Annotated in this window: 13 protein-coding genes; 2 read left to right on the top strand and 11 right to left on the bottom strand. The window is 63.0% G+C overall.

What is annotated here, in order from left to right:
• Positions 1-159 precede the first annotated feature (159 nt).
• From AB7I40_RS22075 to AB7I40_RS22055, 5 genes are read right to left on the bottom strand one after another with little or no spacing between them, the layout of a single operon-like run.
• Complete coding sequence (locus tag AB7I40_RS22075; RefSeq protein WP_428347132.1) at positions 160-1,059, bottom strand: hypothetical protein; 900 nt, start codon at positions 1,057-1,059, stop codon at positions 160-162.
• On the bottom strand, positions 1,056-1,853 hold the full coding sequence (locus AB7I40_RS22070; protein WP_428347131.1) for a thiamine pyrophosphate-dependent enzyme: 798 nt from the start codon (positions 1,851-1,853) through the stop codon (positions 1,056-1,058). Before AB7I40_RS22070 ends, AB7I40_RS22075 begins: the two co-directional genes overlap by 4 nt.
• Entirely contained in the window at positions 1,837-4,356 is a 2,520-nt protein-coding gene (locus AB7I40_RS22065; RefSeq protein WP_428347129.1) for an ATP-binding protein, read from the bottom strand. Before AB7I40_RS22065 ends, AB7I40_RS22070 begins: the two co-directional genes overlap by 17 nt.
• A gap of 4 nt (positions 4,357-4,360) precedes the next feature.
• The gene (locus AB7I40_RS22060; protein ID WP_428347127.1) at positions 4,361-4,636 is read right to left on the bottom strand and encodes a hypothetical protein; all 276 of its coding nucleotides are present in this window, start codon (positions 4,634-4,636) and stop codon (positions 4,361-4,363) included.
• Between the two features lie 36 nt (positions 4,637-4,672).
• Positions 4,673-5,551, bottom strand: a complete 879-nt coding sequence (locus AB7I40_RS22055; protein ID WP_428347126.1) for a fructose bisphosphate aldolase — start codon at positions 5,549-5,551, stop codon at positions 4,673-4,675.
• A gap of 184 nt (positions 5,552-5,735) precedes the next feature.
• Here AB7I40_RS22055 and AB7I40_RS22050 point away from each other — a divergent pair, with 184 nt between their 5' ends.
• A complete protein-coding gene (locus AB7I40_RS22050) occupies positions 5,736-6,647 on the top strand; it encodes a hypothetical protein (protein ID WP_428347125.1) in 912 nt (303 codons plus the stop codon).
• 141 nt (positions 6,648-6,788) lie between these two features.
• Here the strand turns inward: AB7I40_RS22050 and AB7I40_RS22045 are convergent, their stop codons facing one another.
• The 6 genes from AB7I40_RS22045 to AB7I40_RS22020 form a co-directional block, all read right to left on the bottom strand.
• On the bottom strand, positions 6,789-7,226 hold the full coding sequence (locus AB7I40_RS22045) for a hypothetical protein (RefSeq protein ID WP_428347124.1): 438 nt from the start codon (positions 7,224-7,226) through the stop codon (positions 6,789-6,791).
• Between the two features lie 477 nt (positions 7,227-7,703).
• On the bottom strand, positions 7,704-8,000 hold the full coding sequence (locus AB7I40_RS22040; RefSeq protein WP_428347123.1) for a hypothetical protein: 297 nt from the start codon (positions 7,998-8,000) through the stop codon (positions 7,704-7,706).
• A gap of 26 nt (positions 8,001-8,026) precedes the next feature.
• Entirely contained in the window at positions 8,027-9,313 is a 1,287-nt protein-coding gene (locus AB7I40_RS22035) for a vWA domain-containing protein (RefSeq protein WP_428347122.1), read from the bottom strand.
• A gap of 1 nt (position 9,314) precedes the next feature.
• A complete protein-coding gene (locus tag AB7I40_RS22030; RefSeq protein WP_428347121.1) occupies positions 9,315-10,445 on the bottom strand; it encodes an AAA family ATPase in 1,131 nt (376 codons plus the stop codon).
• Positions 10,446-10,532: 87 nt separating this feature from the next.
• Entirely contained in the window at positions 10,533-11,621 is a 1,089-nt protein-coding gene (locus AB7I40_RS22025) for a hypothetical protein (RefSeq protein WP_428348132.1), read from the bottom strand.
• Between the two features lie 159 nt (positions 11,622-11,780).
• Positions 11,781-13,028: a hypothetical protein gene (locus AB7I40_RS22020; RefSeq protein ID WP_428347119.1), complete on the bottom strand. Its 1,248-nt coding sequence runs from the start codon at positions 13,026-13,028 to the stop codon at positions 11,781-11,783.
• Positions 13,029-13,347: 319 nt separating this feature from the next.
• Here AB7I40_RS22020 and AB7I40_RS22015 point away from each other — a divergent pair, with 319 nt between their 5' ends.
• A complete protein-coding gene (locus AB7I40_RS22015; RefSeq protein WP_428347118.1) occupies positions 13,348-13,686 on the top strand; it encodes a hypothetical protein in 339 nt (112 codons plus the stop codon).
• The last annotated feature ends 9 nt before the right edge of the window (positions 13,687-13,695 follow it).

Raw genomic sequence — 13,695 nt, 5'->3', positions numbered from 1 at the left:
TAACCGTTGGGCGATAGTGAGCGCGGAGGCGTCGTATCAACCTGACCGTGTCCTTGGGGGACCCCGTTTCGAGCCAGTCGTCATGAGCGGATTCAGAATCCTCAAACCGGTACTTCGTCCGAGTAGTGCCAATGTCGACCGCAAGGACACTTCCAGCCATCAGCGGCCGCCTAGGATGACATCACGGATGCTCTCGACGTCCAGTTCGGCCCAGCGAAGCAGGACGTTGTGATCATCGCTGGGGGATGGCCAACTCGCTCCCAGAGCGATGAACTCCTCGTGCTGGATCGTTGCCCGCGCGAACCTTGCCGTTCGACAGTCTGCGAATGTCTCCGCGACGTGTATCAGCCGGGAGGTGCGAAGCGTGTCAGGCAGTCTTTCTTGGGTGAGGTCGCCAAGATGAAGGGCGAAGATCCGTAGGGCCGGGTTGGCGGCCGCCGCGAGCCGCGCAGCCTCGCCGACTGGACTCCAAATCGACCCATGCGAGACGAGAATGCAGTCGGGGTCACCGCCGGCTGGGCCGATGGACAGGGTTCTGCTCCACTCGCCAAGTTGTTGCTCGCCAGGCCCAAGCCTCCCTGCCCCCAAGTCCCGGGAGACACGAACGTAGTACTGGCCTGGGTGCTCAACAGCGAACGACAGCACTCGCTCGAGCTCTGTCTCGTCGCAAGGACTGAAGACTCGGACACCTGGGAACGATCCGAAGACCTCGGCGTCTTCCAGGGCATGGTGGGTTGCTCCGTTAGCGCCGGCGGAAAGTCCAGCATGTCCGCCGACGAGCACGACGTGCCGGTCATCCAGCAGCACCGAGTTGCGCCAAACCTCAAGTCCTCGGAGAAGAAAGGCCGCGAACGTTGCACACACCACTGGACGTCCGAGTGACGCCAAGCCCGCAGCGATCCCCACCATGGCTTGCTCGGCTACGCCGACATCGAAGGTTAGGTCGGGCAGGTCGCGAATGCGTTGCTCAAGCCCAAACTGCTTCACTAGGTCCGCTGTAAGGACATAGGGCTGGGGGCCGCCTATCGTCTCGAGCGCCCGCCCGACGGCTTGGCTCATGACCCTGAACTCTCATGGACGAGATCGATGCGAAGGTCTTGTTGAAGAGCAAGCCGAGTGTGATCCGGAATCCTGTCGCCGTACAACTCATCAGGGTTCGTCAAGGACGGAAGGTACCGGAGTCGGGATGTCGATGCTCGGACGAGTCGAGGCGAAGTGCAATCCCAGCGAGCCAGCAGACTTCCTATCGCCTGGGTATCGTGTCCATCCACTTCGACCGTTTCAATGTCGCGGAGCCCCATTGCGCCGCTGAATGTTTCTCCTGACGGTACGGCTGAACTCGTTTGCCAGCCGTTGAAGTCGACCAAGATTAGAAGGTTGCGTAAGCGGCGCCGGGCGGCGATGCGTAGAGTTTCCCAAGCGAGGCCCTCCTGTAGTTCGCCATCGGAGGCGATAACCACCACTCGACGTGTGGGATCACCAAGCGCCACGCCGGCGGCGAACGCTAGTCCAACCCCGAGAGATCCCGTGGAAGTCAGGACCGTCGGAACGGCCCCAGCTCTGGGATGGCCGCCGAAGGGCGAGTCAATCCGCCGCAGCGTCTGGCCGGAAAATGAAAGGGATGAATCGATCTGTGCTAGTCCTGCATACAGAGCAGGTGCCGCGTGTCCCTTGCTGAGAACAAGCGTTGATGCCATCACCTCGTCAGCGGTCGGAAGTTGCGTGAGCCACGACAGGGCGGACGCAATCAAATCGGACGCAGAGAGTGAACTCATAACGTGTCCACTCTTGCGTTGCAAGATTGATTCGACGGCGTCAGCACGCAGTCTCTCGGCGTCAATGGGTGAGGGCATGGAACAACCTATGCGCACGTTCGCGAGTTTCCTGGCCCGGAATAGCAGGAGCGTCTGAAAAGAAGTGCCGGATGTGATCCGAGTCGAAGTCGGTTGGGGAGCATTGGGGACCCCAGCGCGCATCCCACGTTCGCCACTCGTCACCCTTTCCTGTCAGCTGGGACAGCAGCCAGTAGTCAGAGTGATGTGCTGCCGTGGCAGCCAAGACGCCTCTGTCGATGCCTGAATGAAGGAGGACCTGCGCTTCGACGGCCTCGAATCGCATTCCGTACTGGTGGAAGTGATTCTTTGCCGCACCGCGAGTCTCGACGGCTTTCCGGGAATCATGGAAGAAGAGAATGTGACCCTGGCCATGACGGTACTCCATGTCGCCGAACTGTTTTAGGAGTGCGTCGGCCCAGTCTGGATCAGGGACAATGTCGGGGGCGACGGCCCAGAGCCTCACGAGATTGGCATTGACCCACGCTTCGTAGAGCCGAGAAGCTCCGGAGGTAAACCGTTCTCGGGCTTCTTCGAGGAGATCGATTGAAGTGTTCCACATGCCTCGCTCACGCGCGAGCACCGCGCGGCCAACGAGTGTCTCCCCAATATACTGCGGTCGTTTGGCGCTCACGAATCCATCCGCAGCTGCGGACAAGAGCGTCTCGGCCGCGGCGAAGAATCCGATGTATGTGAAGAGCCTGCCGGTACCGTAACAGGCCCTCGCCTTCGCGAACCCGCCGTCATCCACGTCGCGAAGTTTCGCTGCTACTCGCTCAAGCCCATCGATGGCGACACTCCAGTCGCCGTGCCACCTAGCGAGGTGCTCAGACTGGAACGCGAGCAAAATGCCGATCTCTGAGTTCGACGCACCCAACCGATTTAGCGTTCCCAGCGCCCCCTTGGCGGCTTCGGTTTGTCCGGTGAGTCCTAGGAGTTCTACTTGGTGGGTCTGTAGTTCGAACTGCACCTTTGGGTAGATTCCTACAAACTCGCCGGTCCTACTCGAATCCAGTCCGAGTTGGATCGCGCGCGACGCTCCCCGGAGATCACCCAAGTAGCGCTTGGCATCTGCGTTGGCCAACGTGATGGGGGGACACGTGGAGTCATGTTGCAGATCCTCTGTGAAGTTCAGAAGCTCCTGCCAGAGTCCCTGGAGGCGGAAGGAGAGACCTCGGACGACTGCCGCGTAGCGGCGCGCCACAGGAAGGGTCTGTGCAGCCGACTCAAGGGTGGCAGTCAGAACGTTCCCGGCATCCGAGTTTCCATCTGACAGGTACTGTCGAAGGAGTTCTTGTGCCCGGTAGTACCCGGCCTCCTCGTCGGCCAGGAAAGTGTGGTGGAGTTCGAGTTCGGGTCGCTCGACAGACGTCCAGTATTCGGCCACGCGATCGTGAACAGCCGCTCGGGCTCGGCGTCCGGCTTTCAAGCCTTCACGAAATAGGTAACTCTGGAAGACGTCGTGGATGCGGTACGTGTCGACGCCGACTGCCTTGACGAACGACAGGCTTTGCAACTCGCGCCAATGAGCGTTCGTGATTGGATGATCGAGCGCGGCTTCCAGTGCGGCCTTGTCGAACAGAATGAAACCCGAAGTTGCAAGGACCAACTCTTGGAGGTCGCTGCTACCTGTGTTCTGTAGGAACCGCTGGACTGTCGCGTCCGCAACGTCGCCGCTGGCGAAGACTTGCTGGTCAGGCCCCGCAGTCCCATTACTCACGGTGTTCAAGAGAAACGAGACAGCCAGGGGGTAGCCTTCCGTCAACCGAAACAATTCGTCGGCTTGTGACTGCGCGTCGTCGGCGCCTGCTGACCTAAGAAGTTCCTCAATTTCCTGCCTATCGAGCCTGCCGAGCTCGATTTCTTGAAACCTACCTTCAACATGCGTCCTCCAGGCGATAGAAAGCTCCCTCTGTCCTCCGAGGATCAGGCTTACAGCGTCCGACTCGACTACCTGACGGAGCCAGTCCTCGATCTCGGTCGTCGCCTTCTCGTATGCGTCGACGGTCAAGACAATGGCTGACTCGTCGAGAACTTCGAAGTCTTGCAACAGCGCATCGGTAAGCGGCCGCACCGGATCAAGATAGAGAGAGCGCTCTTCGGGGTCGAGAATCGTATTCGCGAGCAGAATACGTTCGTCTCTCGTTGGGTTGCCTCCAGCGATCTCATCGCGCATCTTGTTGCGCGCCGTCAGCCAGCGCTCGCGGGTTGCGCCGTAGTGGCCAGTCGGGCCACCGTTGGCGACCATTTGGACCTGGGTGAACTGGGTAGAGAGGGAGTCGATCGCGTTGAGGGGGTCTGAGGTGGCGTTGAGATCGATTTCGAGAGCGATATGTCGTGGCCCGCGATCCGAATGTCGCCGACGAAACTCCTCTAGTACCGAGGACTTCCCGATCCCTGTAACTCCCCAAACGTTGAGCAGCCATAGATCGGGATTCTCAAGATAGTGCGCGAGCTGTTCGAGTTGGGCACCTCGACCGGCAAATCCACTTCTCGTGCGGGTGCGTTCGCGACGGCGGGCCATTCGCTCACGACTCGTCGATTGGCTTGTTTGCGGCGTCCATATGGTCAAGCATCTCTGAGATGATCTCAACTTCACTTCGGCCGGCGATGCCTGCCGCGAGGATGCAGATGAGCCGAGCCACTGTTGCCATTCCGAGGGCAGCCTCGCGGTCGGACGCGAAGTGTTCGATTCGGGACAGGATGGTCTCTTCGCGGCCGTCGGGATCGAGTGTCCAAGCTGCCAAGGCGCGACTGCTCTTTTGGATGAGCGCAACCTGTTCGGGCGTGAATGGTTGGGGCATGACGGGTCTCTTGTGTGCGGGCCTGGGAGAGCTTAGCTAGGAGCTCGATGCGTCTGAGATGAGTTGGATACTCCGATCGAGATGGGCATTGAAGTCAGCGTCGCTCTGCGATGCGAGCAATCCGTCCGTGAACGCACGGGAGAAGCTCGCGATGACTCCGTTGTTTGCGTGAAGACGTCGCACAGACTCGGTCAATGAATAGCCGCCGGACAGAGCCACAACGCGGACAACCTTTGGGTGATCCACGAGAACTCGGTAGTGGTTAGGTGCCTCGGGAAGGGTCAACTTGAGCATCACGGCGTCTGAGACGTTGTCGAGCGCGCTGCTCAATGCCTCCAGGAGGAGACCCTCTGCCTCGCCCTTTGATCCGCTTTCGATGGAGACCTCGGGCTCAATGATCGGAACCAACCCTGCCTGAAGGACTTGCTCGCCGACGGCAAACTGCTGTTCAACGACCGCAGCAATCCCAGCGGGATTCGGTCCGTGAATCACTGACCGTGCTTTCGTCCCGAAGACGCCCAAACTCGCTGCTTCCGAGAGCAGGCTTGGGAGGGATGGCATGGGAGCCAAGAGTTGGACGTCGTCCGCAAAGTCAGCAAGTCCCTTGTCGATCTTGACGAAGGGAACGATGCCCTTGGCGTCCCATAGGTACTGAACTGCGGGGGTGTTCTCGATCTCTCGACGCATGGTGTCTTCGAAGAGGATGGCACCAAGGATGCGGGTATCGAAGGCCGGGGCGGTAGCGATCCGCGCTCTGAACGCGTGGACGAGGTCGAACATTTCGTCGGGACTGGCGTACTGTTCGGGCGTGACGCCGTATGCTGCGAGCGCTTTGGGCGTGCTGCCACCGCTCTGGTCGAGTGCGGCGATGAAGCCACGTCCGGTTCGGACCCGTTCGTACTGCTCGGCGTTCACTTCGCTCCTCTTGCTCGCGTTGACACACGATGGACCTGCGCTCGGAGCGTGACACTTCCGTCGAGGCCCATCCTCGCGACCAGCCTAGCGTGTCTGCTTCATCAGAGTAGTCACTGGCCCTGTGCAACGAGCACCACCAGGCAGGGGGTCTTCTTGCTCGCATGGTGACCGGGGCAGCGGCGAGATGTCGCTCAACACCCTGCGCACTGAGTTGGTGGCTGACGAGAGTATTCTGCGGCACGTGAAGTCAGGGCACCGCAGGCGTGAGTGGCAGGGTTGGCTCGCGCCCGCCATCTTCCTTGCGTTTGGCGTCCTCGCCCTGGGTGCCGCCCGCGGCGACTTCCCCCCGCCGGTCCCTGACATCCTCCTAGCTGTCGGGTCCACCTTGATCGGCGGTGTAGTCGTGTCGGTGATCTGGTGGTTCCTAGGTGGTGAGCCAGTGACTGACGCGCTCGGACGACTTGAGCGCGCAACCGACACTTTGGAGGACGTCGTCTCGCTTCAGATCGAGGCGCTCCACGGTTCTCGCCAGCATCCCGACAGGTCTGCAACCGCCGCGAAGTGGGCCGCAATGTTAGGGCAAGCGCGCGAAATCGACATCGTCGGTTCATCCCTCAAGTTCGATTGGTATGACATTGAATCCATTCAGGATTCCCTCGCCAATTCCGTGAGGCGAGGGGCGGCTGTGCGCCTCTCGATGCTTTGCCCCGGAGAGCGAGCTGACCATGAGAAGTGTGGTGCGCTGAGCCTGCGACTAGGTCAACAGGCTGTCGGAGAAGCGACACTTCTTCCTCACTATGTGGCCGAGACCTTCTCGAGAGTTCAGAGCGATGTATCGAAGTTCTCGGCTCAGTCTTTCCGTGGTGACTTCCACGCCTACACGACGTGCAATGGCGCGGTCTACGCTTTCATCTTGCGAATCGACTCGTACTTTTTCGTGGCGCCGTACCTCACATCGGGCAGGGGGCGGGACTCCATTGCGTTCGAGTTCTTTGGCGAGCGTTCGGCGTGGGGCAACGTATACCGCCGGGAACTCGACGCCATCTTCCGTCGCGGGTCCGAGATACCATCAGCAGTCCCTCCTGCGGTGGTTTGACTCGGCCTGGGGCAGCTGGCCGTGACAAGCACGGTCTTCTCAAGGCAGTGGAAAGCTAGCCACGGGAGCGGCGAAGTTGTCTGAATTCTCGAACCAGCAGATCAGCGTTCGGACGACAGGAGAATGGGTGGGGGCCATCGGTCAGAACCCCATGGCCCACGGCTCGCCGGGGCCGGCCGGGGCGTGCATGTCGAGGAGCAGTTCCCGGACCAGTTCTTCGGCCTCTTCGTCTGACGGCTCGTACGGTGTGGGGAAGGCTGACCGAACGATGTCGTGACCGAACAACGGGATCTGCCCGTTTGGTTCGGCGTATGCATCGGCCAGCATCCGGACATCCTGGGGATGGATGCCCATCTCCCACCAGTCCTGGAGGGTCTGGCCCTTGGGTAGGTAGCCCGCTGCGCCCCACACGTCGATCGGTGGCGTGCGAAGCCCGTTCCATGCACGAGAGATCTGATCGAGAAGCATGCCGATCAGATAGTTGTCGTTGCCGTATTTCACGTGCAGATGCTCAAGTGTGCGGATATGCGCACACACGCTCTTGATCTGTTGGTGATGACTGATCGTCCCCGCGGTCACTGACGGGACGGCAGGCGGCGTCGACCGCGATCGCCCCGTCACGGTCACTGACGGCGAAGTCGATCGCTTGGTCTTCGCGATGATGATGCGGTAGGTAGACCGTCCCTCTCGTGTCTTCACGGCGAATGCGACTCTTCGAGACTGGGGGACCTTGCTCGCCTTGACCGTGGACCAGGCTGAAGAACCTTGTCGGCGTTGGAGCATCGCCGTCGCTCCGCTTCCGCCCTTGCTTACGCGCCCGCTGAACCGGATCGGCGTCCCGGTCGTCGCCGACTTGGTAGAGACGGACAGCGTCACCTTCAGCTTGCTCGGGCTCGGCCTAGCTTGAGCAGTCGGGGCAACGAAAGCAAGGCTCATCGCTGCGAGCACTACAAGGAACCGTCTACACACGCGACTATCGAATCGGATGCTGCGCGACCTGCGCTGGGGTAGATGTGCCCTGCGACGAGGGCGAACGAGCCGACCCATAGATGTTGGTCACCGCGCACCTTGCGACTCTTGGCGGGAGGGACGCTGAGCGCTGCGACCGAGTGCTGCGAGGCATTCGTCGCGATCCTCGGGTGGTAGTGCTTCGAGCACGTCGCAGATTGCCGACTCCAGGCTGTAGGTGAAGCGAACCGCGAGGTGGTCGGGGTGGTGTCGGCTCGGGAGCACCAAGCCACGGCTGCGTGCCGCGAGGGCTACCAGTCCCAAAGACACCGCGCTCGGGTTGCGGGTGAACTCCTCCATCGCCAGTGGCACGGCGCGGTGGTCCCCGGCGTGAGAGAGAGCCACGATTCGATCGTGAGTCTCGCGCTGGTTCACGGTCTTGCCCATCGGTCGTCGACGAGGCATTCGACCCGGGTTGCCCATTTGGGTGTTGGCGGGAGGTTGAAGCCGCGTCCGCCGAGGATGGCGGCGATCACTGCGGCTCCGGGTGGAGGGGAGGTGGGCCAGGGGGTGTCGCCGTCGGTGAAGCAGATCACGACGTCGGGACGTGGTCGTTCGTCTTCCACGCCGCGGAATCCGAGGCGCATGTCGGTCCCGCCGGCGCCGACCAACTTGGCGTCTCGGGCACGGCGAACCTTCTCGACTGTGTGGACGGCAGCGTCGACCGAGTAGATGGTCATCTGTGCACCGGGAACGCCGAGTGCCATGAGTGCGCCATCGACTTCACCGAGTGCTCGGGCGAGGAGGTTGTCATCGACGCTGTAGGAGGTGTCGATGATGATGGACACCCGTGGCACCGGCTTGTGCTGGCCCGGGAGTACGACTCCGGGGAGAGAGGACGAACGTCGAGAGGGCTTGGTGTAGGTGTAGTCGCCTCGACCAACGGCCCAGCCGACGGCCCGGCGGACTGCGCCGGCGAGGAGTGGCTCCCATGGAGTTTCTGGTTCGAGTGTGCGCTTGACCCACCGAAGCGCGTCGCCAGGGTCGTCGCCTCGGCCGGATGCGTGCCGGTCGTAGTCGACGGCGACCTTGCGACGAATCTCGGTGGCCTCGTGCTTCGACACAGCACCGACATCGGTGTTTGGCCCGTACTCGTTGCGGCGCGTGAGTCCGTCGGCTCCGCTCCCGCAGCCGTCTGCTGGTCCCAGCGACCCACCGTCTGGGTCGCCCTCGCCGTCGGACGGAGGCGGAGGCAGGCGCGAGATTAACGCGAAGTATTCCTCGGCCGATCTCGCATCGGGAAGGTCCAGGTCTTTCGCGGACGGCAGGTACTGGGGACGGAGCTTGTCCTGGGTAAGGGTGTGCGCGACGGTGGCGTCGGCCGACTTCTCCCACGCGGAGGCCGTACTCCGGTCGACGTCCTGGTCACGCGCGCGGTCGGCATGCTCGGCGAGCAGATGCCATGTCACGTGCGCGAGTTCGGCTCCGATCTCGGGCACGGTCGCGGCGTCGAACCACTCTTCGTTGATGTAGATCCGCCACCACTCGTCACACGTCAGCTTCTCCACATCATTATCCACAACGGGGATCAGTGCGTAGAGCGCATGCGACAGGTATGGAAGGTCCCGCGGATCGTCGCCGCGGCCCCCCGTCGGGGATGGGGACGGGGACGGGGAGATCAACCACAGCTTGGCCGCGGCCAGCTTCTGATGATCCATCTCAGGTCGCCTTCGGTAGCAACCCGGCCAGCGCAAGAGCCGGTGCGAAGACCTTGATTGAGGGTGGCACAGACGACCCATTGGGCCGGATGTCGGGTCGCATCAGGGAACGGACTACCGGCACAGCAGGGTCGACGCCGGCTTGGTCGGCCGCACGGGCGCAGACGTCGATGGCCCGCTCCCAGCGCCCCACAGAAGGCTGGCGTGAGTAGGCGCCGAGGACTGCTTGCAGGGTGACGAAGACCCGGTCAGCGCGCAAGCCGGTGAAGTCGACCGCGTCTGGATCATCGAGAAGTTCTTCCGGGTTCGGGAGATCTTGGTTGTTGGCCCACGTGAGGTACTCGTGAGTGACGGGGCCTCCGATGCAGCCGGCGACGAGGAGTCGGCGCACCTCGGCGTTGGCGCCAATGGCGCGAGCAAAGGCCGACAGTCGGGCCGCGTAGTCCCAAGTGCGGGGCGTGGGGAAGGCGCGACCTCGTTCCTCGGCATTCTTGGGGATCACGCTGAGCTGAGATTCACGGGCTCGCAGGAACCCGGAGACAAGCACCAGTTCCTCTTCGAGCAGGCTCCGGTAGTTGGAGGGCTCGCTGTAGACGGGCATGCTCGGCCACTTCCCGGTGACGAGTCCTTCGGAGTAGACCTCGTAGGGCATGGTCCAGTCCAGGTGGACGAACCGGCTGGCGGTCGGTGCAGCAAGTTCCCATCCGGCTGCCGCCACGTCTGAGGGGTTGGCCGCGGCGACGAACGAGACCGTCTTGGGCAGTTGGAGTGAGCCGACCTCGTAGTGGGTCAGTGGCCGGAGTGCCGCCGCCTGGAGCGACGGAGAGGCTGTGCTGAACTCATCGAAGAAGGCGATCGACGGCCCATCGTGCTCGGCAAGTCGAGTAGCCCACCCCGGTGGCGCGAGGCTGACCGAGCCGTCGTTGATGATCGGCAGGCCCGCGAAGTCAGACGGCTCGCTGTGGGTGATGATGACCGTCTCGACGTGCCAGCCGGTCTGGGATGCAGACTCGACGGCGGCGGTTTTGCCTTCGCCCGGGTTGCCCCACAAGAGAGCGGGGATGCGGGCGGAGACGCAGATGCCCAGCGCCTGCAAGGCGTTCTCGTACTCGCTCCTGGTGCGGATGGTCACGCGGGTTCCTTTCGTGTTTTCACTGCTGCCATCCTTGCGGCGGCTCGACAGGTCGGCAGGGGTAGATGTGTCCGGCGGCAGGAGGATTCATCGGGCTGCCCGCTCGTAGCTCGTGACGTAGGCGTCCAAGTCGTCGGGAGTGCGGGCGCCTTGGGCCAGGGCGCGGCGGACCTCGTGCCTGTTGCCAAGGATCTCCAGCATCACGGCGAGGTCGGTGCGATCCGGGCGGTCGCGCAGAGACTTGCGCGCTGTCGGGCCGAGGTCGCTGTCAACCATCTCGCACAAGGCGTCGATGGCGCGCCGGGATGGCTTGGGCGAGTAGACGCCGTTGCGCTTCATGGCGTGGAAGTGCTCCGACTTCAGGGTGCATCCTGCGTTGGCCCACTTCACAAACTGCGCCGCTACGGCGCTGACCGGCCAGCCGTTCGCGTAGGCGACCTCGTGCACGTGCTCGGCAGGGACTCCTGCCTTCACCGCCACGACCACGTCTGCCTTGCTGATCCCGAACCTCAGCCATAGACCCCAATCAGTAGGGGTGGCTCGCTTCTGCGGCTCATCCAGCCAAGTCAGCCACGCTGCCGTGTCGGGGTCCGGCCGGTGCGGAAGGACCTCAGCGACCCAGCTCCGGTCGGCGCGGCCGTACACGAGCCCCAGGTAGAAGCTGATCGGCAGCGGCTCATCGACAACCGAGCCCACCGAAGCCAGTGCCGGAATCTCCGCAGGGTGAATCCCGGCACGCCACAAGTCGCCGACACCACCGGGCTCCCGGATCAAGCTCTCAATACGGGGGTCGACCTCCGGCGTACCATCCCAGCCACCCCAAGTCCTGCTCGCGGCGTCGAGGAACGCCTCCAAGTGTCGAAGTGGGACCTTGTGCTGCTTGGCGAGGTGCATGGGAGCACGAGTGTGTCTAGCTGCTCCGACCACGCCCCCGAAGAGAGTCCCGCGGCAGCAACCCGAGATGGAGTGGCCCTTTCCGACCTGCCAACTCCCACCTCGACCGACGCTCAAGGGGACACGCTCCGCGCGCGTCAGTATCCCGAATGACTTGCGGAAAGCGTCCACGATTCGCTCGGTATGGGTGACACACGAGGTGTAACTGCCGAACGCCTCGGCGATGCGCTCGGCCTCGGCGTCATGCGGAGTTGTGACTGTCCAATCGGCGTGGACCGTCACCTGGTGCTTCGCGCCGCCTGCGCCTGTCGAACCGTTGAAGCACTCCATGAAGAGCTCCAACGGCTGGTTGCCGGGCGCAGGTCCGTCCACGCTTCCCATGGTCGTAGAGGACCGGGCCGGGGGCAGCGGCACATTTACCCCCTGTGGGGGCTGCCGCCTTTAACGCTCTGTGAAGAGCTCTAAGACCTCTGGGTTTCCGAGTACGCGTCCGAACACCCCGATGAACTCGCCTTGGTCGAAGTTGCGGTTGAAGCTCGGCTTCTTGGTCCTGCGCTCGTTGATCCACTCGTCGAGCTCGTTTCGGCGGTCCTGGAGAACCTGAAGGACACGGTCCTTGACGTGGGGTTCGGAGTCGCGGAGGCCACGTTGGACTTCGTTGATGGCGAGATCGACTTCAAGCAGCTCATCGGCGGCGATCCTGCGCTCGATGTCGATCAGCCGCAACGGGGTGCCATTGAGCATGTGAAGGTGGTCGTCGAGATCACGCAGGTAGACGATGGCCGAGAACAGCGCGTTGACTTGGTCCCAGAACTTATTGCGCCGGTGGTAGCCCGCTGCCAGCACCGCCACATCGGCATCGAAGCCTTCGAAAATGCGCTCCCAGACCACGGCGCGCCGCCCGCCGAACAAGAACTCGCCGAGCATCTGCTCGCCGCGTTCCTCCTTGACCACCCGAACAGGGTGGACGACCGTGCCGCCGTACGCCTCCGCATCAGCCGGCGTGATCGGGGACGAACGCAGGTAGGACAGAAGATTCAGCGCATCCTTGGGACGCTTCCCCCACAGCGCGAGAGGCTCCCCGAACAGTTCGGCAGCGAGGACGGCCGACAGACTCCTGTCGTCGTCGACATCCTGGGTCCGCAGGACGATCGGCCACGTCCGAGTGTGGGTCTGCTGCCAGCGTCGGATGGCGTTCACCGCTTGGAGCCCACCGGCCGCGCCGTCCGCGCCACGGCCAAGATCCAAGTCGACGATGGCGGCATCCAGCGACTCCGGGAACGGCGAGCCAGAGTAGTGAGGCTGGCCTCGGGTGACCGAGAGCACTTCCGTCAGGTCGCGGACCTGCCAGACGCGAACGTCTTCCTCACCCCAAACACGATCAAGGAGGGCGCCCTCGCCCTCCTTGTCGTCAACCAGTAGCACGTCCATCAAGGCCATTCTGCCGCAGGTCATCCCGAACCTACGGGACCGGGCCCGCCACAGTATTCGCATTGCCCGCCCGTTCAGGGGGTAGATATGCCCCGCACGCCGCGTTGCAGCCAGGTCGTGGCACGCGTAGCGTTGCCCTTGCGTGATGAAGCCCGAGTTGGCGTTCCACGCGCTCTTGAGAAACCAGTCGATGGCCGCTTTGGCGCGCCCGCGTGTCGGCTGGGTCTGCCGATCAGCCGCGACGGTGCATGCCGTCACGCGCCGAAGCTTGACAACTCAAGAGTGGGAAAGGGTGGCGGTCCACCCGGCAACCGAGTCGTTCGGCTCGGGCCGGGCGCCGAGTGAAAGGCAGCGAGAGCCGAGTAGCCAGTCCACCGATCATGCGGCTCACGAGCCTCCTGGCAATGCCAGCGCTCGGGGATCACTGGGGAGTGCCCGGGCGCGCGTGAGTACGAAACCCCCAGCTTCAGCGTCGCCACGACCCGCCTGTCTGACGGTGGAGAGCGCGCCAAATCACTCATCCACGTCCGACTCCGCAAACCGAGTCGGCCGTCCCGTTCTGCAAGGAGGAACAAGCATGACCACATCCACGACCCACCTCAGCAGCGACACCCTCGCGCCGGTCGTTGCGCAAACCATAGGACGGCTGCATACAGCTCGCGAAGGAACGCGCTGCCGCTGCGGCGCATGCCGGCACCAGATCCTCGTTGCCTCCCGGCACTCCGGAGTGGCCCTCGGACGCATTGTTGCGGCATTGCCTCCGGAGTTCGCATCCGACCTGACCTCGGAGTTTCACCCGACACCGGCGAAGCGGCCTCGCAACCCGTTCGTCGTGATGGACGCCGTGACGGTGACCAACAACGGCCACCAGACGCAAGGAGCCGACGCCATCCTGACCCTGCTGGGTGCGGCATGAAAGGAGATA

This window comes from Nocardioides sp. (assembly GCF_050246775.1).
Classification (GTDB): Bacteria; Actinomycetota; Actinomycetes; order Propionibacteriales; family Nocardioidaceae; genus Nocardioides.
Note: the sequence above shows the minus strand (reverse complement) of the source record. Positions and strands in the feature narration are given on the sequence as shown.

Excerpts from the sequence above, each read along its gene's own strand:
- AB7I40_RS22075 (WP_428347132.1), bottom strand. The coding sequence starts at position 1,059 with ATGAGCCAAGCCGTCGGGCGGGCGCTCGAGACGATAGGCGGCCCCCAG.
- AB7I40_RS22070 (WP_428347131.1), bottom strand. The coding sequence starts at position 1,853 with ATGCCCTCACCCATTGACGCCGAGAGACTGCGTGCTGACGCCGTCGAA.
- AB7I40_RS22065 (WP_428347129.1), bottom strand. The coding sequence starts at position 4,356 with ATGGCCCGCCGTCGCGAACGCACCCGCACGAGAAGTGGATTTGCCGGT.
- AB7I40_RS22060 (WP_428347127.1), bottom strand. The coding sequence starts at position 4,636 with ATGCCCCAACCATTCACGCCCGAACAGGTTGCGCTCATCCAAAAGAGC.
- AB7I40_RS22050 (WP_428347125.1), top strand. The coding sequence starts at position 5,736 with ATGTCGCTCAACACCCTGCGCACTGAGTTGGTGGCTGACGAGAGTATT.
- AB7I40_RS22035 (WP_428347122.1), bottom strand. The coding sequence starts at position 9,313 with ATGGATCATCAGAAGCTGGCCGCGGCCAAGCTGTGGTTGATCTCCCCG.
- AB7I40_RS22015 (WP_428347118.1), top strand. The coding sequence starts at position 13,348 with ATGACCACATCCACGACCCACCTCAGCAGCGACACCCTCGCGCCGGTC.